The 21,521-nt window shown below is 67.2% G+C and carries 15 protein-coding genes; 11 read left to right on the forward strand and 4 right to left on the reverse strand.

Annotation, left to right across the window (positions count from 1 at the left end; translation table 11 throughout):
* The first annotated feature begins 5 nt into the window (after nucleotides 1-5).
* The 10 genes from ACVJ6E_RS13800 to serA all read left to right on the forward strand — a co-directional run bounded on the left by ACVJ6E_RS13800 (nucleotide 6) and on the right by serA (nucleotide 13,476).
* Complete coding sequence (locus ACVJ6E_RS13800) at nucleotides 6-962, forward strand: cell envelope biogenesis protein TolA (protein ID WP_120269588.1); 957 nt, start codon at nucleotides 6-8, stop codon at nucleotides 960-962.
* Nucleotides 963-1,113: 151 nt separating this feature from the next.
* Nucleotides 1,114-2,469, forward strand: coding sequence for a Tol-Pal system beta propeller repeat protein TolB (tolB, locus tag ACVJ6E_RS13805; protein WP_120269587.1), 1,356 nt, complete (start codon nucleotides 1,114-1,116; stop codon nucleotides 2,467-2,469).
* 144 nt (nucleotides 2,470-2,613) lie between these two features.
* On the forward strand, nucleotides 2,614-3,099 hold the full coding sequence (pal, locus tag ACVJ6E_RS13810) for a peptidoglycan-associated lipoprotein Pal (protein ID WP_371811427.1): 486 nt from the start codon (nucleotides 2,614-2,616) through the stop codon (nucleotides 3,097-3,099).
* 223 nt (nucleotides 3,100-3,322) lie between these two features.
* Nucleotides 3,323-4,315, forward strand: coding sequence for a tol-pal system protein YbgF (gene ybgF, locus ACVJ6E_RS13815; protein WP_120269586.1), 993 nt, complete (start codon nucleotides 3,323-3,325; stop codon nucleotides 4,313-4,315).
* A complete protein-coding gene (gene tilS, locus ACVJ6E_RS13820; protein ID WP_158592719.1) occupies nucleotides 4,302-5,639 on the forward strand; it encodes a tRNA lysidine(34) synthetase TilS in 1,338 nt (445 codons plus the stop codon). The genes ybgF and tilS overlap by 14 nt, the downstream gene beginning before the upstream one ends.
* Before the next feature lie 129 nt (nucleotides 5,640-5,768).
* Nucleotides 5,769-7,697: an ATP-dependent zinc metalloprotease FtsH gene (gene ftsH / locus ACVJ6E_RS13825; protein ID WP_120269584.1), complete on the forward strand. Its 1,929-nt coding sequence runs from the start codon at nucleotides 5,769-5,771 to the stop codon at nucleotides 7,695-7,697.
* A gap of 286 nt (nucleotides 7,698-7,983) precedes the next feature.
* Nucleotides 7,984-9,330 (forward strand): phosphoglucosamine mutase, encoded by a 1,347-nt coding sequence (gene glmM, locus ACVJ6E_RS13830; RefSeq protein WP_120269583.1) that lies wholly within the window; start codon nucleotides 7,984-7,986, stop codon nucleotides 9,328-9,330.
* A gap of 270 nt (nucleotides 9,331-9,600) precedes the next feature.
* Nucleotides 9,601-10,398: an outer membrane protein gene (locus tag ACVJ6E_RS13835; RefSeq protein ID WP_120269582.1), complete on the forward strand. Its 798-nt coding sequence runs from the start codon at nucleotides 9,601-9,603 to the stop codon at nucleotides 10,396-10,398.
* A 217-nt stretch (nucleotides 10,399-10,615) separates the two neighbouring features.
* Nucleotides 10,616-11,791 (forward strand): phosphoserine transaminase, encoded by a 1,176-nt coding sequence (locus tag ACVJ6E_RS13840; RefSeq protein ID WP_120269581.1) that lies wholly within the window; start codon nucleotides 10,616-10,618, stop codon nucleotides 11,789-11,791.
* Nucleotides 11,792-11,889: 98 nt separating this feature from the next.
* The gene (gene serA / locus ACVJ6E_RS13845; RefSeq protein ID WP_120269580.1) at nucleotides 11,890-13,476 is read left to right on the forward strand and encodes a phosphoglycerate dehydrogenase; all 1,587 of its coding nucleotides are present in this window, start codon (nucleotides 11,890-11,892) and stop codon (nucleotides 13,474-13,476) included.
* Between the two features lie 125 nt (nucleotides 13,477-13,601).
* Here serA and ACVJ6E_RS13850 read toward each other — a convergent pair whose 3' ends face one another.
* The 3 genes from ACVJ6E_RS13850 to ACVJ6E_RS13860 form a co-directional block, all read right to left on the reverse strand.
* Nucleotides 13,602-15,374, reverse strand: coding sequence for a hypothetical protein (locus ACVJ6E_RS13850; RefSeq protein WP_158592718.1), 1,773 nt, complete (start codon nucleotides 15,372-15,374; stop codon nucleotides 13,602-13,604).
* 60 nt (nucleotides 15,375-15,434) lie between these two features.
* The gene (locus ACVJ6E_RS13855; RefSeq protein ID WP_120269577.1) at nucleotides 15,435-16,724 is read right to left on the reverse strand and encodes an adenylosuccinate synthase; all 1,290 of its coding nucleotides are present in this window, start codon (nucleotides 16,722-16,724) and stop codon (nucleotides 15,435-15,437) included.
* 161 nt (nucleotides 16,725-16,885) lie between these two features.
* Nucleotides 16,886-18,154 carry an MFS transporter gene (locus tag ACVJ6E_RS13860; protein ID WP_158592717.1) on the reverse strand — a complete coding sequence of 423 codons (1,269 nt, stop codon included), beginning with the start codon at nucleotides 18,152-18,154 and terminating at the stop codon, nucleotides 16,886-16,888.
* 177 nt (nucleotides 18,155-18,331) lie between these two features.
* Here ACVJ6E_RS13860 and ACVJ6E_RS13865 point away from each other — a divergent pair, with 177 nt between their 5' ends.
* Nucleotides 18,332-19,276, forward strand: coding sequence for a DMT family transporter (locus ACVJ6E_RS13865; protein WP_120269575.1), 945 nt, complete (start codon nucleotides 18,332-18,334; stop codon nucleotides 19,274-19,276).
* Here ACVJ6E_RS13865 and ACVJ6E_RS13870 read toward each other — a convergent pair.
* Entirely contained in the window at nucleotides 19,273-21,471 is a 2,199-nt protein-coding gene (locus tag ACVJ6E_RS13870; protein ID WP_120269574.1) for an adenylate/guanylate cyclase domain-containing protein, read from the reverse strand. The genes ACVJ6E_RS13865 and ACVJ6E_RS13870 overlap by 4 nt on opposite strands.
* Nucleotides 21,472-21,521: the final 50 nt, after the last annotated feature.

Here is a 21,521-nt window from a genome sequence, read left to right on the forward strand (position 1 = left end):
GCAACATGCGTGTCGGGCTCATCGCATCGACTGCGGGCCATCTGGCCGTGCTGCTTTGGGGAGTGGTCTCATTCCCCGATGCGAAGCCGTTCGACATCGCCCCGGTCGATACCCTGCCTGTCGATCTGGTTCCGGTCTCCGAGCTGACGCGTCTGCGCATCGGCGAGAAGACGGCGGAAGTGCGCGAGGTCGAGGCGACCCGTCCGACGGAAAAGCCCGTCGAAGAGCCGAAGGCGGAAGAAAAGCCGGCCGAAACCGAGGCCAAGCGACCGAACCAGGCAGCGCCCGAGCCGACGCCGGCACCCACCCCCGAGCCGACCCCGGCGCCCGAGCCGCCGACACCGGAGCCTCCGGCGCCTCAGCCTGAGCCGCCCGCGCCGCAGCCGGAGCCGCCGGCACCACGCGCGGAGCCCGAGCCGGCACCTGCCCCGACGCCCGAGCCCGAGAAGAAGGTGGCGGAAACACCGCCGCCGCCGACCGTGCGCCCGCGTTCCAAGCCGACCCCGCCGCCGCAGCCGCGGCGCGAACCGCCGCGCGAGAACTTCAATCCGAACGAGATCGCCGCGCTGCTCAACAAGGTGGAGCCGGCGGGCGGGTCGAGCTCGAATTCGACGCAGCCGGCCTCGCTCGGCAGCCGTCGCGGTCAGAGCGGTGTGACGATGAGCCAGTCGGAAATCGATGCGCTGCGCGGACAGATCTCGCGCTGCTGGAACCCGCCCGCGGGCGCGGCCGGCGCTGGCGATCTGACTGTGAAGCTGAAATTCTCCCTGACCATCGCCGGCGAAATCGACCGCGAACCCTCGGTGATCAACTCCAGTTCCAACCCGACCTTCGGCATTGCGGCCGAGAGTGCTCGCCGGGCGGTTCTGCGCTGCGCACCCTATTCGCTTCCCGCAGCGAAATACGAGGCTTGGCGGGAGGTGGAAATCGAGTTCGATCCACGCGAACTGCTCGGCGGTTAGGCATGGGTCGGGACGTGCTGCAGCCTTTGCGGATGTGCCAAGATCCGCAAGGGACGCGAAAATGACCAATTCTCAAGCAACGGATGGGCCGGACATCGGCGCCACCGCATTCGCGGTACGCCGCGACACAAGGACCGACGGAGCCTAGAGTATGATCAGACAGGCATCTGCCAGCATTGCACGCTCCTGCTCGCGAACGGCCGCCCTGCTGCTTGCAGCGGTCGTGCTGAGCTTCGGACTGCTTCCGGCCGAGCGCGCGTCGGCAGCTTTGGAGATCGTCATCAACCAGGGCAATATCGAGCCGCTGCCCATCGCCCTTCCGGCCTTTTCGGGAGCTGGCGGCGAGGCGAAGCTTGCGTCCGAGATCACCGACGTGATCAAGGCCGATCTTGCCCGGTCCGGTCTCTTCCGGCCGCTCGACCCGGCCAGCTTCATCGAGAAGGGCGTCAACGTGAACACGCCGCCGGAGTTCGGCTCCTGGCGCCCGATCGGCGCGCAGGCGCTGGTGGTCGGTGCCATCGAGCGGCAGTCGGACGGACGTATCCGCGCCGAATTCCGCCTTTGGGACGTCTTTGCCGGCCAGCAGATGCTGGGCCAGCAATTCTACACCACGGCCGACAACTGGCGGCGGATGGCCCATATCATCGCCGATGCGATCTATGAGCGGCTGACCGGCGAGAAGGGCTATTTCGATACCCGTATCGTCTACATCGACGAGACCGGCACCAAGGACAAGCGCGTCAAGCGGCTGGCCATCATGGACCAGGACGGCGCCAATGTGCGCTACCTGACCAATGGCAGCGACCTGGTGCTGACGCCGCGTTTCTCGCCCTCGCGGCAGGAAGTGACCTACATGGCCTATGCCGGCACCGAGCCGCGCGTCTACCTGCTCAACATCGAGACGGGCCAGCGCGAGATGGTCGGCAACTTCCCGGGCATGACCTTCGCTCCGCGCTTTTCGCCGGACGGCCAGCGGGTGGCGATGAGCCTGCAGCAGGGCGGCAATGCCAACATCTTCGAGATGGACCTGCGCTCGCGTCGCACCACGCGGCTGACCAACACGCCGGCCATCGACACCAGCCCGTCCTATTCGCCGGACGGCAACCGGATCGTCTTCGAGTCCGACCGTGGCGGCACGCAGCAGCTGTACGTGATGGACGCCAATGGCGGCAATCCGCAGCGCATCAGCTTCGGGCCGGGCCGCTATTCGACGCCGGTCTGGTCGCCGCGAGGTGATCTCATCGCCTTCACGAAGATGAACCAGGGGCGCTTCATGATCGGCGTGATGCGTCCGGACGGCTCGGGCGAGCGCGTGCTGACCGAGGGCTATCACAACGAGGGTCCGGCCTGGTCTCCCAACGGCCGCGTGCTGGTGTTCTTCCGCGACACGCCGGGCGCCAATGGCGGGCCGCAGCTGTGGACCGTGGATCTCACCGGCTACAACGAGCAGCGCGTGCCGACCCCGGCCTTCGGTTCGGACCCGGCCTGGTCTCCCTTGCTGGAATAGGCAGCCGGGGCTAGGCTGGGGGCAGCCCCCCAGCTTTTGCTGCGCGCAAGATTTCATTAACCACGTTGATGAACGCGCGCTTAACCGGTTTCGCTGTAGAAGTGTTTACCCTGTCGGGGTGGTGGGGATCAGGAGTGTGATTGGATGATGAATTTCGGGATGCGAGGCCGCGGCGCGCGCATTGCCTCCGTTGTCGCAGGCGCGATGCTTCTGGCAGCCTGCGCGCAGACCAAGCCGGACGGGCTGACTGGTAACGTCCAGCCCGGCACCGGTCAGGACTTTGTGGTGAACGTGGGCGATCGCGTGTTCTTCGGCAACGACCAGACGACGCTCTCGCCGCAGGCGACCGCGACGCTGGACAAGCAGGCCCAGTGGCTGAACAGCTACAGCCGCTACACGGTGACGATCGAAGGTCATGCGGACGAGCGCGGCACGCGCCAGTACAACATCGCTCTCGGCGCAAGGCGCGCGGATGCGGTGCGCAACTATCTGGTCGCGCGCGGCATTCCGGGCAACCGCATCAAGACGGTGTCCTACGGCAAGGAGCGTCCGGTCGCAGTTTGCAACGACGAGAGCTGCTGGACGCAGAACCGTCGTGCGGTGACCGTGCTCGACAACGCCGGAAGCTGACCGGCTTACCTGCCGGAACGGCGATGACCTGCCTTTGGGGCGGCCGGACGGGAAACCGTCGCGGCCGCCCTTGCGTTTCTGCCCGGCGGGCGGAGCGATGCCCCGTGCGGCGTCAAAATTTGGCCGAAGTCGCAGCGCCCTGTGCTATTGCGTTCAGGCGGATGGTCAGGCACTCGCCCGGCTGCCGCGCGGGCGGAGGACAGGCATGAAGCGATTGAAACCCATGGCTTTCAGAAATCTACCCGGCGTGTTCGCGCTGGTGATGCTGCTTGCGTTGCCGCAAGGGGCATCCGCGCAGCTTTTCGGCTCGCGCGACGACAGTGATGCTGCTGTACGGATCAACCAGGTCGAGGAGCAGATGCGCAACCTCACCGGTCAGATCGAGCAGCTCAACTACCAGATCCGGCAGCTGCAGGAGCAGCTGCAGCGGATGCAGGAAGACAATGAGTACCGTTTCCAGCAGCTGGAGCAGGGCGGCCGCAAGCGGTCTGACGCAGCGCCCGGCCAGCCGGCCGGCCAACCGTCCGGTCAGCCTGGCGATCTCGCCGGTCTCCAGGGCAGCGGCGAGAGCTACGGCCCGGCGTCCGGAACGCTCGGCCAGCTGCCTGCCGATGGGTCCGGCGACGCCGAGTTTGGTGCGGAAGGCGGCTACTCCCAGGACGGCTCCGGCGCACCCGGTGCCGGCCCGCTGGATCTGTCTGCGCTCGCGCGCGGTCAGGCCGGCTCGGGCGGTTTTGCAGCCGGCGGAGGGCAGGGCGACCTGCCCCCCGGCGTCTCCGGAGGACAGTCGCAGGACTCGTTCGGCATGGCGTCCGCGCCCTCGACCGGCAGTTCGCCGCGGGCGTCCTACGACAGCGCCTATTCTATGATCATGGCCGGCGACTATGCCGGGGCGGAGGCCGGCTTCAAGGACTTCCTCCAGCAGCATCCGAACGACCCGCTGGCGGCGAACGCGCAGTTCTGGCTGGGCGAAAGCCTCTATGCCCGCAAGCAGTACCGGGATGCGGCCGACGCTTTCCTGAAGAGCTACACCGACTATCCCGACAGTTCCAAGGTGACCGACAGCCTGCTGAAGCTCGGCCTGTCGCTCAAGGGCATTGGCCAGAAGGATGCCGCCTGCGCCACCTTCAGCGAGCTCTTGACCAAGTATCCTGGCGCGCCGACCTCGATCCGTGCCGAAGCTCAGGCCCAGCAGCAGAGCGGTGGCTGCGTCTGACCGCGTGCGGCCCGTCTGTGAGACGCAGGCCGACGCCCTCCTTGCTCTGCTGACCCCCTTTCGCCGCCTCGCGCTTGCCGTGTCGGGCGGCCCGGATTCCACGGCCCTGTTGCTGCTTGTCGCCGCCTGGCGCGCGCGCAGGACCGCCCCCCCCCACATCCACGTCCTGACCCTCGATCACGGCCTGCGCCCGGAGGCGGCAGGCGAGGCGCGTGCCGTGGCCGCTCTCAGCGACCGGCTGGGTCTGCCCTGCCGGATCATGACATCGACCTTGCCCAAGCCGTCCGCCAACCGGCAGGCCTCAGCCCGCGAGCTGCGCCGGGAGTTGCTGGTTGCGGCTTGTGCCGAGCTTGGAGCCGAGGCGCTGGTGCTGGCCCACCATCAGGACGACCAGGCCGAGACCCTGCTTTTGCGCCTTGCCCGCGGCAGCGGCGTTTACGGCCTTGCAGCGATGCCGGCGCAGGGCCTCTGGCACGATGGCAAAGGGGCTTGCGCGACCGTGTTGCGGCCTCTGCTGACGGTCAGCAAGGCAAGCCTCGTCGCGACTTGCTCGGCGGCGGGCGAGGCCTATGCCGAGGATCCGTCGAACGAGGATGCCGCCTATGCGCGGACGAGAATTCGACAGCTGATGCCCGCACTGGCCAGCGAGGGGCTGGATGGCGCCACGCTCGCCGCGACCGCAGCCCGGCTGGCTTCGGCCGCTGCCGCCATCGACGATCAGGTCGATGCGGCACTGGCCTCTGGCGCCGTTCGACATCCGGCCGGCCCGGTGCGGCTGCGCGTCGAGACGCTGTCCGCGTTGCCGCGCGAGACGATGCTGCGCCTCCTTGCAAGACTGCTGGCGGAGGTTGGGGGGGAGCCATATCCGCCGCGCTTGGTGCGGCTGGAGGGGCTGGTGGAGCGGCTGGCGGCAAGCGAGCGCGTTCAGGCGACGCTTTCGGGAGTGGTGGCGCGCCGGCGCGATGGCGAGATCGTCTTCTGGCGCGAGCCGGGGCGGACCGGGCTTGCGTCCCTGGAGCTTGCCGGGCCCGGCCGGGGCCTCTTCGACCGCCGATTCCTTCTGGAGGTCGAGCGAAACGGGCCGTATCGCGTGGTGCCGCTCGGCCGGCTTTCGGAACACGGCATCGACCGCAAGGCGGCGGGCGACTGGCCATGGCAGTCCTTTGCCGGCGCGCCGCTTCTGCTTGGTCCGGCCGATGCGGCCTATTGTCCCGGCCTCGCCGGCGAAGCGCCTGTCGGTGTCCGGCTCGTCCCGATTGCACGGCGGGAAAGCCTGTGGCAGCCGGAGCTTGGGACAAATCCCTTCGGCCGGCGGGAAATTTAAGAAAAATGAGACCTGTTTCGTGTGAATCTCCTTCGTCGCCTTGGCAGCCCGTTCCTGCGGACCTATCTTGGCTTAGAAGGACTTCTTTCCAGCGCAGACCGCCGCCTTGCCGCGGTGAAGGAACCGCTCATGAACGCCAATTTTCGTAATTTTGCCCTCTGGGTGATCATCGGCTTGCTGCTGATCGCCCTGTTCCAGCTCTTCCAGAGCCCGGGACAGCGCACGGTGTCGAACGACATCCCCTTCTCGCAGTTCCTGAATCAGGCCGAGCAGGGTGACGTGCGGGAGGTGACGATCCAGGGCCAGCAGATCATCGGTACCTACAACAGCGGCGGCTCTTTCCAGTCCTACGCGCCCGAAACGGCTGGCGAGTATGTCGAGATGCTGCGGTCCAAGGACGTGCGGATCATCGCCCGCCCGCCGCAGGAGAGCTTCTCGCTGCTCGGCGCGCTGATCTCGTGGTTCCCGATGCTGATCATCCTCGGCATCTGGATCTTCGTGATGCGCCAGATGCAGGGCTCGGGCGGCAAGGCGATGGGCTTCGGCAAGTCCAAGGCCAAGCTGCTGACCGAGGCCCATGGCCGCGTCACCTTCGAGGACGTTGCCGGCATCGACGAGGCCAAGGAAGACCTGCAGGAGATCGTCGAGTTCCTTCGCGATCCGCAGAAGTTCCAGCGCCTGGGCGGCCGTATTCCGCGCGGCGTGCTTCTGGTCGGTCCTCCGGGCACCGGTAAGACGCTGACCGCGCGTGCCGTCGCCGGCGAGGCCAACGTTCCGTTCTTCACCATCTCGGGCTCCGACTTCGTCGAGATGTTCGTCGGCGTCGGCGCCAGCCGTGTCCGCGACATGTTCGAGCAGGCGAAGAAGAACGCGCCCTGCATCATCTTCATCGACGAGATCGACGCGGTCGGCCGTCATCGTGGCGCCGGTCTTGGCGGCGGCAACGACGAGCGCGAGCAGACGCTGAACCAGCTGCTCGTGGAGATGGACGGCTTCGAGCCGAACGAGGGCGTCATCATCATCGCGGCGACCAACCGTCCGGACGTGCTCGACCCGGCGCTGCTGCGCCCGGGCCGTTTCGACCGGCAGATCGTCGTGCCGAACCCGGATGTCACCGGCCGCGAAAAGATCCTCAAGGTCCACATGCGCAAGGTGCCGCTGGCGCCGGACGTCAATGTCCGCACGCTGGCACGCGGCACGCCCGGCTTTTCCGGCGCGGACCTGATGAACCTGGTCAACGAGGCGGCGCTGCTGGCGGCTCGCCGCGGCAAGCGGCTCGTCACGATGTCCGAGTTCGAGGATGCCAAGGACAAGGTCATGATGGGTGCGGAGCGCCGCACGCTGGTCATGACCGAGGAAGAAAAGAAGCTCACCGCCTATCATGAGGCAGGTCACGCGCTGGTGGCGCTGCACATGCCGGCTTCCGATCCGATTCACAAGGCGACGATCATTCCGCGCGGCCGCGCGCTGGGTATGGTCATGCGTCTGCCGGAGAAGGATCAGGTCTCGCTGACCCGTGCCAAGTGCAAGGCCGACCTTGCGGTGGCGATGGGCGGCCGCGTCGCCGAGGAGATGATCTTCGGCTACGAGAAGGTGACTTCGGGCGCCTCGGGCGACATCCAGATGGCGACGCGCCTCGCACGCGCCATGGCGACCCAGTTCGGCATGTCCGACAAGCTCGGCCCGCTGCTCTATGGCGAGAATCAGGAGGAGGTCTTCCTTGGCCACTCCGTCGCCAAGAGCCAGCACGTGTCGGAGGACACGCAGCGGATCGTCGATGCGGAGATCAAGTCCTTCGTCAACACCGGCTACGAGACCGCCCAGCGCGTCCTGTCGGAGCACGAGGATCAGCTCCACATCATCGCCAACGGGCTGCTGGAGTACGAGACCCTGTCGGGCGACGAGATCCGCGACCTGCTCGACGGCAAGCCGCCGGTGCGCGAGACGGATGACGACCAGCCGACGGCCCGCGCTTCGGCAGTGCCGAAGACCGGCGCCAAGCGCCGGGGCGAGGGCGATGCCCCGACCGGCGGCATGGAGCCTCAGCCGCAGGGCTGACCGCATCCTCAAAAGGTCAAGCGAACGGCCCGGCAGGCGACTGCCGGGCCGTTTTCGTGCCGGGCGGCGGGGCCCGGCCTGTAACGAACGAAAACAAATTTTGAACTCCTTTGTGGCAGCTTGGTGCTACATGGAGGGGCCGTCGGCGAGGCAGGAGTGTCTGCCGGCGGGCGACAAGCGGGACCGGCGGAAAGGCCGGGCGCAACTGGCGCGGCGGACACCGGTTCGCGGGGCGGTTGCACGGCTGCCGGTCGGCACGCCTCCTGCCGCAGAAGACAGGGTCGACATGACGCGCAAGTATTTCGGAACCGACGGCATTCGCGGCACGGCCAACCGTGCGCCGATGACGCCCGACATCGCACTCAAGGTCGGCATGGCCGCCGGCCTGTCCTTCCGCAATGGCGTTCATCGCCACAGGGTGGTGATCGGCAAGGACACGCGTCTGTCCGGCTACATGATCGAGAACGCGCTGGTCGCGGGCTTCACCGCCGTCGGGCTCGACGTGCTGCTGCTCGGGCCGATGCCGACGCCGGCGGTGGCTATGCTGACACGCTCGGTGCGCGCCGATCTCGGCGTCATGATCTCCGCCTCGCACAATCCTTATCACGACAACGGCATCAAGTTCTTCGGCCCCGACGGCTACAAGCTGTCGGACGAGGTGGAGAGCGAGATCGAACGGCTGATCGAACAGGATCTGTCGCGCCAGCTCGCCTCTCCTTCGGAGCTCGGCCGGGCCAAGCGCATCGACGGCATGCGCGACCGGTATGTGGAATTCGCCAAGCGTACCCTGCCGCGCGAGATGAGCCTTGCGGGCCTGAGGATCGTCGTCGACTGCGCCAATGGCGCCGCTTACAAGGTCGCCCCCGAGGTCCTGTGGGAGCTCGGTGCGGAGGTGATCGCCATCGGCGTCGATCCGGACGGCTACAACATCAACCTGAAATGCGGCTCCACCGACACCGATGCGCTGTGCCGCAAGGTGCACGAGGTGAGGGCGGATATCGGCATCGCGCTGGATGGCGATGCGGACCGGGTGATCATCGTCGACGAGAACGGCAAGGTGGTCGACGGCGACCAGCTGATGGCCGTCGTCGCCCAGTCCTGGCTCGAGGACGGCCGCCTGGCTGCTTCCGGCATCGTTGCGACTGTGATGTCCAACCTCGGGCTGGAGCGCTATCTCGGCGGTCTCGGCCTGACGCTCGCGCGCACCAAGGTCGGCGACCGCTATGTGGTCGAGCACATGCGCCAGCACGGCTACAATGTGGGCGGCGAACAGTCCGGCCACATCGTCCTGTCCGACTTCGCCACCACCGGCGACGGCCTCGTCGCGGCGCTGCAGGTGCTGGCCTGTGTGTCCAAGCTCGGCCGGCCGGTGTCGGAGGTCTGCCGCCGGTTCGATCCGGTGCCGCAGATCCTGCGCAACGTGCGCTATTCCGGGGCAACGCCGCTCGATGATCCCAGCGTCCAGGCCGCGATCGAGGATGGCCGCAAGACGCTCGGCAACAGCGGGCGCCTGCTGATCCGCGCTTCGGGAACCGAACCGCTGATCCGCGTCATGGGCGAGGCGGACAACGAGGATGTGCTGACCGGTGTCGTCGACCGGATCGCCGAGGCCGTGGCTCGCGCCGCCGCCTGAGCAGCTTGCCCCCAGTTTTTCAGTGACGAGGCCGCTTCCCGAATGGGGGGCGGCCTTCTTCATATGGTTAATGATTTGCAAAGACCGGGGGAGAACTATTGCCGATCGCAATGGGTATTCGCGATTGTTTACTCTTCGTTAAGGTAAAAAAAGACGGTTAAATTTTACGGTTAAGCCAGCCTTAAGCATTTTATACAAATCTAGCCTCGTGTTTCACGTGCGCGGCCGGCAAAGGATGACTGTTCGGACGCACCCTACGAGGACCGAGACATGAGCAGCCATATCAAGAAAATGTGCCTGGCTGGCGTCGCGATAATCGTCTCGTCAGCCGTCCATGCAGCGGATATGCCGATCCCGGTGATCGAACATGTTCCCGAAGTGCCGGTTGTTACGGGCGGTTGGTATCTGCGTGGCGACATCGGCTACAAGATCTACCAGACCCCGAGCGTTGCCTACGGGCCGTCCAACTTCGCCAATGAGAAGATGGACCGAACCGGCATGGTCGGCGTCGGCGTCGGTTACAAGTTCAGCGACTATCTGCGCGCGGATGTGACGGTGGACTATGAGTTCCCGGCCAAGGTCACCGGCTATGCGCCGTGCCCTGCACCGTGCGGCGGCCCCGGCGTCGGCGGCTTCTCCACGGAGACGGCCGACATCGACGTGCTGACCTTCATGGTCAACGGTTATATCGACCTGGGCACCTGGGCGGGCTTCACCCCGTATGTCGGCGCCGGTGTCGGTACTTCCTACGTCACCTCCAAGGACGTGAAGTTCGTCAACCCGAACGGCACCTCCGGCTCCTATCCGGGCGACAGCAGCTGGAACTTCTCCTGGGCCCTGATGGCCGGTGGTTCCTACGAGCTGAGCCAGAACTGGGCCATCGATGCGGGTTATCGCTACCTGAACATCGGCAACGCCTACAGCAAGAGCTTCAGCACGGGCGGCGCCAACCCGTCCTACAAGATCCGCTACGAGGATCTGGCTGCGCACGAGTTCCGCGTCGGCATGCGCTACACGTTCAACTCGGGCCCGGCCTTCCTGCCGGAGCCGATCATGGCGAAGTACTAAGCCGATCTTCCTGCGCGGCGTCGTGCCGCACGGGCTGTCGTCGAGTTTCGAGGGACCGGGCGATTACGCTCGGTCCCTTTTGTTTGTCCGTCCCGTTGCGGGCACGAGCGGACCGTCTCCGTTGTTTTGACCGCTTGCGGGCGGGCCGCCCTTCGGATATCTCCGTCAGTGGGCCACTCCTCCCCAACGAGGAGCACCTATCTGAAAGGGTAGTCAGATGACGCAGCATGCAGAACCGGCCGTTCGGCCGGAAAATCCCCAATTCTCCTCTGGTCCTTGTGCGAAGCGCCCCGGCTGGTCGGCTGCGGCGCTTGCCGACGCTCCTCTGGGCCGCTCCCATCGCGCCAAGCCGGGCAAGGCCAAGCTTGCCGAGGCGATCGAGCTCACCCGTGAGGTCCTCCAGGTCCCGGCGGACTACCGGATCGGCATCGTGCCGGCTTCCGACACCGGTGCGGTCGAGATGGCCATGTGGTCGTTGCTCGGCCCCCGCGGCGTCGACCTGCTGGCCTGGGAAAGCTTCGGATCCGGCTGGGTGAGCGATGCGATCAAGCAGCTTCGCCTTGCCGACACGCGGGTCCTCGAGGCGCCCTATGGCGCGCTGCCCGATCTGTCGAAGGTCGACTTCTCGCGCGATGTGGTCTTCACCTGGAACGGCACCACCTCGGGTGTGCGCGTGCCGAATGCCGACTGGATTCCGGCCGACCGCGAAGGCCTGACCATCTGCGATGCGACCTCGTCCGCCTTCGCCCAGCCGATGGACTTCTCCAAGCTCGATGTCGTCACCTTCTCCTGGCAGAAGGCCCTTGGCGGCGAGGCCGCGCACGGCATGCTCATCCTGAGCCCGCGTGCCGTCGAGCGCCTGGAAAGCTACACCCCCGCCTGGCCGATGCCGAAGATCTTCCGCATGACCAAGGGCGGCAAGCTGATCGAGGGCATCTTCAAGGGCGAGACGATCAACACCCCGTCCATGCTCTGCGTCGAGGACTATATCGACGCGCTGAAGTGGGCGAAGGAGATCGGCGGCCTCAAGGCGCTGATCGCGCGTGCCGATGGCAATGCCAAAGCCATTGCCGACTGGGTGGAGCGTACCGACTGGGTGGACTTCCTGGCGAGCGACCCGGCGACCCGCTCCAACACCTCCGTCTGCCTGCGGATCGTCGATCCGCGCGTGACCGGGCTCGATGCCGATTTGCAGGCAGCCTTTGCCAAGGCGATGGCCGCTGCTCTCGACACGGCCGGCGTTGCCTATGACATCGGCTCCTATCGCGATGCTCCGTCCGGTTTTCGCATCTGGTGCGGTGCGACGGTCGAGCAGTCGGATGTCGAGGCGTTGCTGCCCTGGCTTGACTGGGCTTTCGAGCGCCAGCTGCAGGCGCCCGGCAAGGCCGCCTGAGCCTCTTTCCCACACGAGAGACAGACATGACCGGCTTCCCTCCCTTTGCGAGATCGCTCGCAAGGGGAGGCGAACCGGCAAGCCAGGGAAACTAGCCAATGGCCCCCAGGGTTCTGATTTCCGACAAGCTGTCCGAAGCCGCTGTCGAGATTTTCCGCTCGCGCGGCGTCGAGGTCGATTACCGCCCGGATCTGGGCAAGGACAAGGACGCGCTTCTCGCCGCCATCGGCGAGTATGACGGCCTTGCGATCCGCTCGGCCACCAAGGTGACGGCGAAGCTGCTCGAGGCTGCCGACCGGCTCAAGGTGGTCGGCCGTGCCGGCATCGGTGTCGACAATGTCGACATTCCGGCGGCCTCCGCCAAGGGCGTCATCGTGATGAACACGCCCTTCGGCAACTCCATCACCACGGCCGAGCACGCCATCGCGATGATGTTCGCCGTTGCCCGGCAGATTCCCGCCGCCGACACCTCCACCCAGGCCGGCAAGTGGGAAAAGTCGCGCTTCATGGGCGCGGAGCTCACGTCCAAGACCTTCGGCCTGATCGGTTGCGGCAATATCGGCTCTATCGTCGCCGACCGTGCCATCGGCCTGAAGATGCGGGTGGTGGCGTTCGATCCGTTCCTCTCCGACGAGCGGGCCATCGATCTCGGGGTCGAGAAGGTCGATCTCGACACGCTGCTGGCGCGGGCCGATGTGATCTCGCTGCACACGCCGCTGACCGACAAGACGCGCAACATCATCGATGCCGCGGCGATCGAGAATATGCGCCCGGGCGTCATCCTCATCAATTGCGCCCGCGGCGGACTGGTCGACGAAGTGGCGCTGCGCGCGGCGCTCGAGAGCGGCAAGGTCGGCGGGGCCGGCGTCGATGTGTTCGTCGACGAGCCCGCGACGGAAAACGTCCTCTTTGGCGCTCCGAACCTGGTTTGCACCCCGCATCTGGGCGCCTCAACCACCGAAGCGCAGGAAAATGTCGCCCTGCAGGTTGCCGAGCAGATGTCGGACTACCTGATGAAGGGCGCTGTCTCCAACGCGCTGAACATGCCCTCGATCACGGCCGAGGAAGCCCCCCGCCTGACGCCTTTCGTCAAGCTGGCGGAACTTCTGGGGTCGTTTGCCGGTCAGCTGACCGAGACGGGTCTCAGCAGCATTCGCCTCGAATACGAGGGCGATGTCGCGGAGATGAACATCAAGGCGCTGACGGCGGCCGCCCTTACCGGCGTGCTGCAGCCGCTGCTGCAGACCGTCAACATGGTCTCGGCTCCGGTGATGGCGCGCGAGCGCGGCATCCTGGTGGAGGAAGTGCGCCGCGCCCAGGCCGGCGCCTACGAGAACTACATCCGCCTGACCGTGAAGACCGAGCGTCAGGAACGCTCCGTCGCCGGCACCGTCTTCTCCGACAGCAAGCCGCGCATCATCCAGGTGAAGGGCATCAACATGGAGGCCGAGCTCGGCCCCCACATGCTCTACGTCACCAACGAGGACAAGCCCGGCTTCATCGGCCAGCTCGGCACGCTGCTCGGCGAGGCGGACGTGAACATCGCGACGTTCAATCTCGGCCGTACGGCACCGGGCGAGGATGCGATCTGCCTGGTCGAGGTGGATGGCGAGGTGCCCCAGGCGGTGCTGTCGAAGATCGTGGCGCTACCGCATGTGAAACAGGCGAAGCCGTTGAAGTTCTGAGCGGGCGGCGCCTTGCGGCGCCCGTTGCCACACGAAAGAAAGGGCCGGAGCGGCATCGCCGCTCCGGCCCTTTTCTCATTCGCCGATAAAGGATCATGCCGCTCGCGATTGCGCGCGGCGGCCGATCAGCCGGCGCGCCAGGCGTCGGTCGCCTGCTGCACCGCGCGGGTGCCGGGCGTGCCCTTTTCCAGCGTCAGGATGGCGCGCTTGCCGTTCTCGTACAGCATCGGGATGTCGATCCAGCCGCGCTCGCGCAGCAGGCTCAGGTTGCGCTCCTGCTCATCCGGCAGGTTGGACAGCGCGACCCAGAAATAGCCGTCGGCGACCTTCACCGAAGCGCCGATCAGCGCATCGCCGCGGGCTTCCTCGGTGGTCTTCATCACGAGACCGGGAACCTCGGCGACGCCCTGTCCGGAAAAGCCTTCCGGCAGTTCGAACTGCACTTCGAGCAGGTGGCTCGCCGGCAGCGTGCTGTCGCGGTTCGGCTTCAGCGTCAGATTGGCCGCGATGTTGCGCTCGGGAACTTCGACGCGCATCCGCAGCACCGTCTCGGCGCGGCCGTCGATGGTCTCTTCCGCCACGCTCCACACGGCGCGACCGGCGGAGGCCTGTCCGGCGCTGCCCCCCGTCTCGCCTTCCTCGTAGAGGATGGCACGCTGAGCCACCGGAGCATCGCTGCTGGCGGTCGGATCGGGCTGGGCCGGCGTCGCGGCGGCGGTCTGCGTGTCCTGCTGCGGCGTGGCATCGGCCGGCGTCTCGGCCGGGCCGTCCAGCGGCGTCTCGACGGCATCCGGCTCTTCGGTTGTGTCGGCAGTGTCGGTCTGGGCCGCAGGCTCCTGCGGCTCCACCGTGCGCACTCCGCCGCTGTCCTGGCCGGACGGAGCGGCCGGGGCCAGGGTGTCGGTCTGCGGGCCGTTGGGCGTGATGCGGGTCGTGGTGACCGCGCGTGCGTCGGGAGCCGGGCCGTCGAGCAGGCGCGCGGTATCCTTGCGCGAGGAGGGCGCCGCATCCGAACCGCTGTCGGCCGGGGTGTCGGTGGTGCTGGTCGGAGCGGCCGGCTGGCTCGTCGCGGTCTCGCTCTCGTCGCCGGAGAACAGGCCCATCAACGCGTCGCGCTGCGAATAGCCGACGGCGCCGACGCCAACGACCAGCATCAGGAGAGCAACGCCGCCAAGGATGGCGGGAAGGCGGGAGGGACGCATGTCGCCGCCATAGGGCAGCGGCCGGCCGGTATCGCGCGCAGACGAGGGCAGGCGATTGCCGCGGGCAGACGATCCGCGTCCGGTCTCGCCAAACCCGGCGTCGCCGGCGTCCATGGCCGGTTCGGCGCCAAGGGTCGGCTCGCGCTTTTGCGGCGCGGTGCGGGCGGGCTCGCCGTCCAGCGCGCCACGGGCGGAACGCCCTGCCTGATCGGCGGCATCGCCCAGCTTGCGGGCTTCGGCGATGGCGCTTTTCAGCGTGTCGCGCGGCGGCTCGGTGGCTGCCGGGGTGCGTGCGGCGGGCGTAGAGGAAGGTGTCGGCGCCGGCCGAGCGGCAGCCGGTGCCGCCGGGCTTGCAGCTTGTGCGGGAGTTTCCGGCGCGGCCGGCCTGGCGGCGGGTTGCGGCGGCTTGGGAGCTGCTGCCGGCTGCGGTGCGGCCGGACGAGGCGTTGCGACAGGCTGCTGCGCGGCGGAGAACCCGAGGGTTTCGCGCGCGGCTTCCGCCTCCACCTTGCGGATGGATTCCTCCAGCCGCAGCTGTTCTGCGGTGATTTCCGAAGGCGACAGCGGCGGATCATAGGCCTTGAGCTGGGCGACGATGGCCTTGCGCGCACGCTGGTAGATCTCGCGCCGGGCTGCTCCGGTGTTCTCTGGAAGCGCTGCGACGGTTTTTTTCAAAACCGGGTAGTAATCTGCCATATCGCCACTCGTGATCGCCGCACACAGGACCGCGCCAGGGCGCGGTCCACGGTTTAAGGCTTAATCCTGAAACGGATTCTGGACAAGGATTGTGTCATCCCGCTCCGGCGAGGTCGAGAGCAGGGCGACCGGAGCGCCGATCAACTCCTCGACATGGCGGACATACTTGACCGCCTGCGCCGGCAGGTCGGCCCAGCTGCGGGCGCCTTCCGTCGATTCCTTCCAGCCCGGAAGGGTTTCGTAGATCGGCTTGACGCGGGCCTGCGCGCCCTGGGAGGCGGGCAGGTGGTCGATGCGCTGGCCGTCGAACTCGTAGGCGACGCAGATCTTGATCTCGTCGAGGCCGTCGAGCACGTCCAGCTTGGTCAGCGCGATGCCGGTGATGCCGTTGATGCTGCAGCTCTGGCGCACCAGAACGGCATCGAACCAGCCGCAGCGGCGCTTGCGCCCGGTCACCGTGCCGAACTCATGGCCGCGGGTGCCCAGGAACTCGCCCACCTCGTTGTCCTGCTCGGTCGGGAAGGGGCCTTCGCCGACGCGGGTCGTGTAGGCCTTGGTGATGCCGAGCACGTAGCCGATGGAGCTCGGGCCGAGGCCGCTGCCGGCCGCCGCCTGCCCCGAGACCGTGTTGGAGGAGGTCACGAAGGGGTAGGTGCCGTGGTCGATGTCGAGAAGCGTTCCCTGCGCGCCCTCGAAGAGGATGCGCTTGCCGTCGCGGCGGCAATTGTCGAGCAGCGACCAGACGGTCTGCATGTAGGGCAGCACCTGGCCGGCGACGCTTTCCAGCTCGCCGAAGATCGTCGCCGGATCCACTTCCGGCTCGCCGAGGCCGCGGCGCAGCGCGTTGTGGTGCGCCAGCAGCCGGTCGATCTTGGCCGGTAGGCTCTTCAGGTTTGCCAGATCCATGATGCGGATGGCACGGCGGCCGACCTTGTCCTCGTAGGCCGGGCCGATGCCGCGCTTGGTGGTGCCGATCTTGGTACCGGTGACGGCGTTTTCGCGCAGCGCGTCGAGCTCGCGGTGCAGCGACAGGATCAGCGTCGCGTTTCCGGCGATGGCCAGCGTTTCCGGCGACACCTGGATGCCCTGTTCGGCCAGCCGGCCGATCTCGGCCACCAGCGCATGCGGATCGATCACGACGCCATTGCCGATCACCGACAGCTTGCCGCGCACGACACCCGAGGGCAGCAGCGAGAGCTTGTAGCTGACACCGTCGATCACCAGAGTATGGCCGGCATTGTGCCCGCCCTGGAAGCGCACGACGACGTCTGCCTGCTCCGACAGCCAGTCGACAATCTTGCCCTTCCCTTCGTCACCCCATTGAGATCCGACGACGACGACATTGGCCATTCGAGACGTTCCTTCGATCAGGCAAACCGGCTGGCAGCGGCACCAGCGCACACGAAAAACCCCGGTTCAGCCGACCGGGGCAATGCGAGGCGGACTATAGCGGCGGTGATCCGCATTTACGAGCCCCTAGACCCGCTTTCCACGCCGGCGCGGCGGAAAAGTCACTCCCGGTCGGGCTTGTCCTGCCCCTTCTGACTGCTTGCCAGGCGAAAGATCGCCGGCGAGGTGCGCAGCAGCCAGACAAAGCGGCCCCGGCGACTCGCCGGAGCAGCGCCCCGGATGAAGAGCCGCAGGCCGACGAAGGCGACGAAGGCCAGATGCAGGCCGCCGGTATAGACGAAGAAGGCGGTCGGGCCGAACCGGTCCATCACCGCCGAGGCAATGAGCGGGCCGACCATGGCGCCGAGCGCGAAGAACATGGTGAGCCCGGCGGCCAGCTCGACATATTGCCCGGGGCCGGCATGGTCGTTCGCATGGGCGGCCGAGAGCGAATAGAGCGGCAGCGCGAAGCCGCCGAACAGGAAGGCGCCGAGGAAGATCGCCGCTTCCATGGTGACGCCCGACAGGAACAGGCAGGAGAGCCCGGCGCCCAGCGTTGCCATGATCAGCACATAACGCCGGTCGATGCGGTCGGAGGCCCAACCGAGAGGGAACTGGAAGATGGCGCCGGCGATCACCCACAGGCTGATCAGGAGCGCCAGCCCGTCGGCATCGAGACCGACACCTTCCGCATAGACCGGCCCGACCGTCCGGAAGGCGCCGTTGGTCAGGCCGATGGTCAGGCAGCCGACGGCGGCGACGGGAGAAATGACCCAGATGGACAGGTAGTTGATGCGCGTCGTGTCGGAGACCGGCGGATTGCCCTCGCGGGCGAGCGAGACCGGGATCAGCGCGGCACAGAAGACGAGGCCGATGACCACCAGGATCTCGAAGCCGCCGGCGCCGAAAGCGGGCAGCAGGAACTGGCCGCCGGTGACGGCGCCAAGGTCGACGATCCGGTAGATGCTGAGAATGCGCCCGCGCTCGGCATTGGACGACAGCGCGTTGAGCCAGCTTTCCAGCACCATGGCCGTGCCGCAAAAGGCGATGCCGCTGACGAAGCGCAGGCCCGCCCAGTACAGGCCCGGCGCGGTGAGCAGCAACAGCAGCACGGCGATGGCGCTCAGCGCCGCAAGGGCGGAGAACACCCGGATATGCCCGACCCGCTGGATCAGGATCGGCGTGACCAGGACCCCGAGAATGAAGCCGGCATAATAGGCGGAGCCGAACAGGCCGATGGTCGTGTCGGACAGGCCGTTCAGCCGGCCGCGCACCGCGATCACGGTCATCGCGACGCCGTTGGCACCGAGCAGCAGGCCGGCGGCAACGAGCAGCGGCACGAGACGGTAGAGCAGCGGGCGTGAGGCGAGGGAGGTCAGGGTGTCGGGCATTCGGGCCAGCATTCCTGGCAGCGGCGGGAAAAATGATCCTGACCCCGCTTGCCGCCCGCTACAAGCCCTTGTTTCGACTTTTCAACCTTGGATGGCGGGCGGCGTCTCAAATCGGGTGGGCGCGCGGTAGCACGCGCGTTAGGCATGGACGGCATGTGCGCGCGTAGGGGGAAGACGATGTCCTGGAAGAACTGGCTGCTGCTTGTCGCGCTCGCGCTTGTTTGGGGCGCGACCTTTCCCTTCGGCAAGATTGCGCTCGTGGAGATTCCGCCCTTCGTTCTTGCCTTCCTGCGGGTGCTGCTGGCCGCGCTCGTCCTGCATGGGCTGCTGGCGATGCGCGGACTTGTGTTTCCGCGCGATCCTTCCACGCTCGCTGCCTTCCTGGTGATGGGGCTGCTCAACAATGCGATCCCCTTCTCGCTGATCCTGTGGGGCCAGACGGGCATTTCGGCGAGCCTTGCCTCGATCCTGAATGCGACGACGCCGATCTTCACGGTGCTGGTTGCCTCCGTGCTCTTTCGCCAGGAGGTCCTGCGGGCGCACCGCGTCGCCGGCATTGCGGTGGGCTTCGCCGGCGTGGCGCTCCTGCTGCTTCCCGGGTTGGAGGCGGGGGCGCTGGCGGGTCTTTCGGGCGAACCGGTCTGGGCTCAGGCCCTGTGTCTGGGCGCCGCGCTGTCCTATGCCTTTGCTGCCGCATTCGCCCGCCGCTTTCGCGGTGTCCCGGTCATGGTCGCTGCGACGGGACAGCTGACCGGATCCAGCCTGTTGCTGCTGCCGCTTGCCGTCTGGCAGGCAAGCTCCATGCCGGGCGGCTGGACCCCGGCCATGGCGGGGCCAGCGGCATGGGCTTCGGTCGTGGCCCTCGGCACGGCCTGCACTGCGCTCGCCTATCTCATCTACTTCCGCCTGCTGGCCGACGCCGGAGCCACCAATGCCTCGCTGGTCACGCTGCTGATCCCGGTCTCGGCGGTGCTGATGTCCGCGAGCCTGCTGGGCGAGGCCCTGTCCGTGTTGCAGATGGCTGGAATGGGGGTGCTGATTTTCGGGCTGCTGCTGCTCGATGGGCGCGTGCTGACGCTTTTTGCCCGGTCGCGCCGCCCGGTCGGAGGCGGGCTTTCCTAAGCCGGCGTGCGCTGGGGCATCACCTCGATGCGTTCGGCGAAACGGTCGTAGACGTCGGACAGCCGTTCAGGGGCCTTCTCGCGGCAGGCGGCAAGGCCTGTGCGGGCCGCCTCCAGGTCGCCGGCGTCGATTGACGCGACCATCGCCGCGTGGGTTTCCGACAGTACCTTGAATTCTTCTCCGGCGGCATAGTCGGGGTCGCCGACCAGGGCGAACAGGCGGATCGGCACGCTCTTGCCCTTCAGCGGGATCGCGCCGGCCTCCAGGAAGGCAAACCCCTCGGCCGCGCGGGCCGTGTCCTCGGAGACGACGCAATCGGCGCCGACTGCCTTGCAGCTGGACTCGATCCGCGCCGCGACATTCACCGCATCGCCGATCACCGAATAATTGAAGCGGCGGTCGGAGCCCATGTTGCCGACGCAGGCCTCTCCGGTGTTGAGCCCGACGCCGATCCGCACCGTCTGGGTCGGCAGGCCGCGCTCGCGGAAGCGGAAGGCATCCTCGGCATTCAGCCGGTCCACGATCCGCACCATCTCCAGCGCCGTCCGGCAGGCCTTGGCCGCATGGTCGTCCACGTCCATCGGCGCGTTCCAGAAGGCCATGATGCTGTCGCCGATATACTTGTCGATGGTGCCGCTGCGCGCCTGGATCTCGTCGGAGAGCGGCGACAGCAGCGCGTTGAGGAAGGCGACGAGATCCGTCGGCGTCAGCTGCTCGGAGATCGGGGTGAAGCCGCGCACATCCATGAACATGATGGTCATGTCGCGCATCTCGCCGCCGAGCCGCAGCGCGTCGGGCGCCGTCTCCAGCCGCTTGACCATTTCCGGTGCCAGATACTGGCCGAAGGCGGCCCGCACGAAGCGCTTCTCGCGCTCGGTGAGGAAATATAGCAGCGCGGTCGCCGCCGCGTAGACGACAAAGAGGTTCACGGCGGTCGGATAAAGCGGATCGAGCAGCAGCCCTTGCGTGCGGAACAGGTGGATGGCGCCGGCATAGAGCGAGAAGGCGATCACGCCGCCGACCACCGCCGCCCAGATCGAGCCGAAGGCGATAATCAGCGCGATGACGATCAGGCCGAGCAGGAAGGTGGCGATGATCTCGGCGCCGTCCGCCCAGTCCGGCCGGCTGAGGAAGGTCCCGGCGAGGATCTGCTCGGCGGCCTGCGCGTGGACCGAGACGCCCGGCACGAGATCGCCGAGCGGCGTGGCCCGGATATCGTAGAGCCCGACCGAGGACGTGCCGATGAAGACGATCTGCCCCTCGATCTGCGGCGCAAGGCTCGCGCGCGTCTCGGGATCCAGCACGTCGGCGGCCGAGACGTAGCGGTCCGGCCGATCCTCGTTGAAATACACCCACAGCTCGCCCTGTGCGGTGGTGGGGAAGGGCAGGGCGCCGACCTTGATGTCTGTTACGGCCGCAGCGCCGGCCCCCAGTTCACCGCTCGCATCGGCGGAGCGGATGATGAAGGTGCCCGCGCCTTGGGCGACTCTGAGGGCTTCCATTACCAGGCTGGGGAAGAGGCCCGTGCCGTCGGTGAAGACCATCGGCACGCGGCGCACGATGCCGATCGTGTCGCGGCTGGAAAGACTGACGCCGCCGCTGCCGGTGGCGGCCTCCTCCAGCACCGGCAGGCTGACCAGCGCGGAGGCGAAGGAGGGAATGCTGCCGGTCGGATCGCTGCCGGCATGGGCAAAGCCGGCCTTGGCCGCCGGCTTGCCGCCATTGGCGTTGGGCAGCGTCGCGAAACCGAGCACGACGGGGGCCTCGGCAATCGCCTCGGCGAAGACCTTGTCCGTGTCGGGCAGGCGCTCGGCCAGCCCTTCCAGCGCCGCATCGTTACCGATCTTCAGGTCCGGGACATAGCGATGCGGCGAGAGGCGGTCGGGTTCGGCGAAGATCACGTCGTAGGCGATGGCGGCAGCGCCGAGCTCCGTGAGCGCGCGGGTCAGCTCGGCCAGCGTGTCACGGCGCCAGGGCCACTGGCCGTGAACGGCCAGCGAGCGTTCGTCGATGTCGACGATGCGGACGGGGAACTCGCCCTGCGGACGGGGCCAGAAGCGCTGATATCCGTCGAACCCCATCAGGCGGATGGCGGAAACGAAGGAGGGGTCGTAGGCCCGCAGCGCGGTGACGACGAACAGGAACAGGCATCCGATCGCAGCCACGAGCAGGTGCTTGCGTTGCGTGATGCGCATGTGCTTGTCCGCCTCCCCCTGACGCGGTCCGTTGCGTCGCGGGAAGGTTA

Source organism: Stappia sp. G46H5W (genome assembly GCF_058448995.1).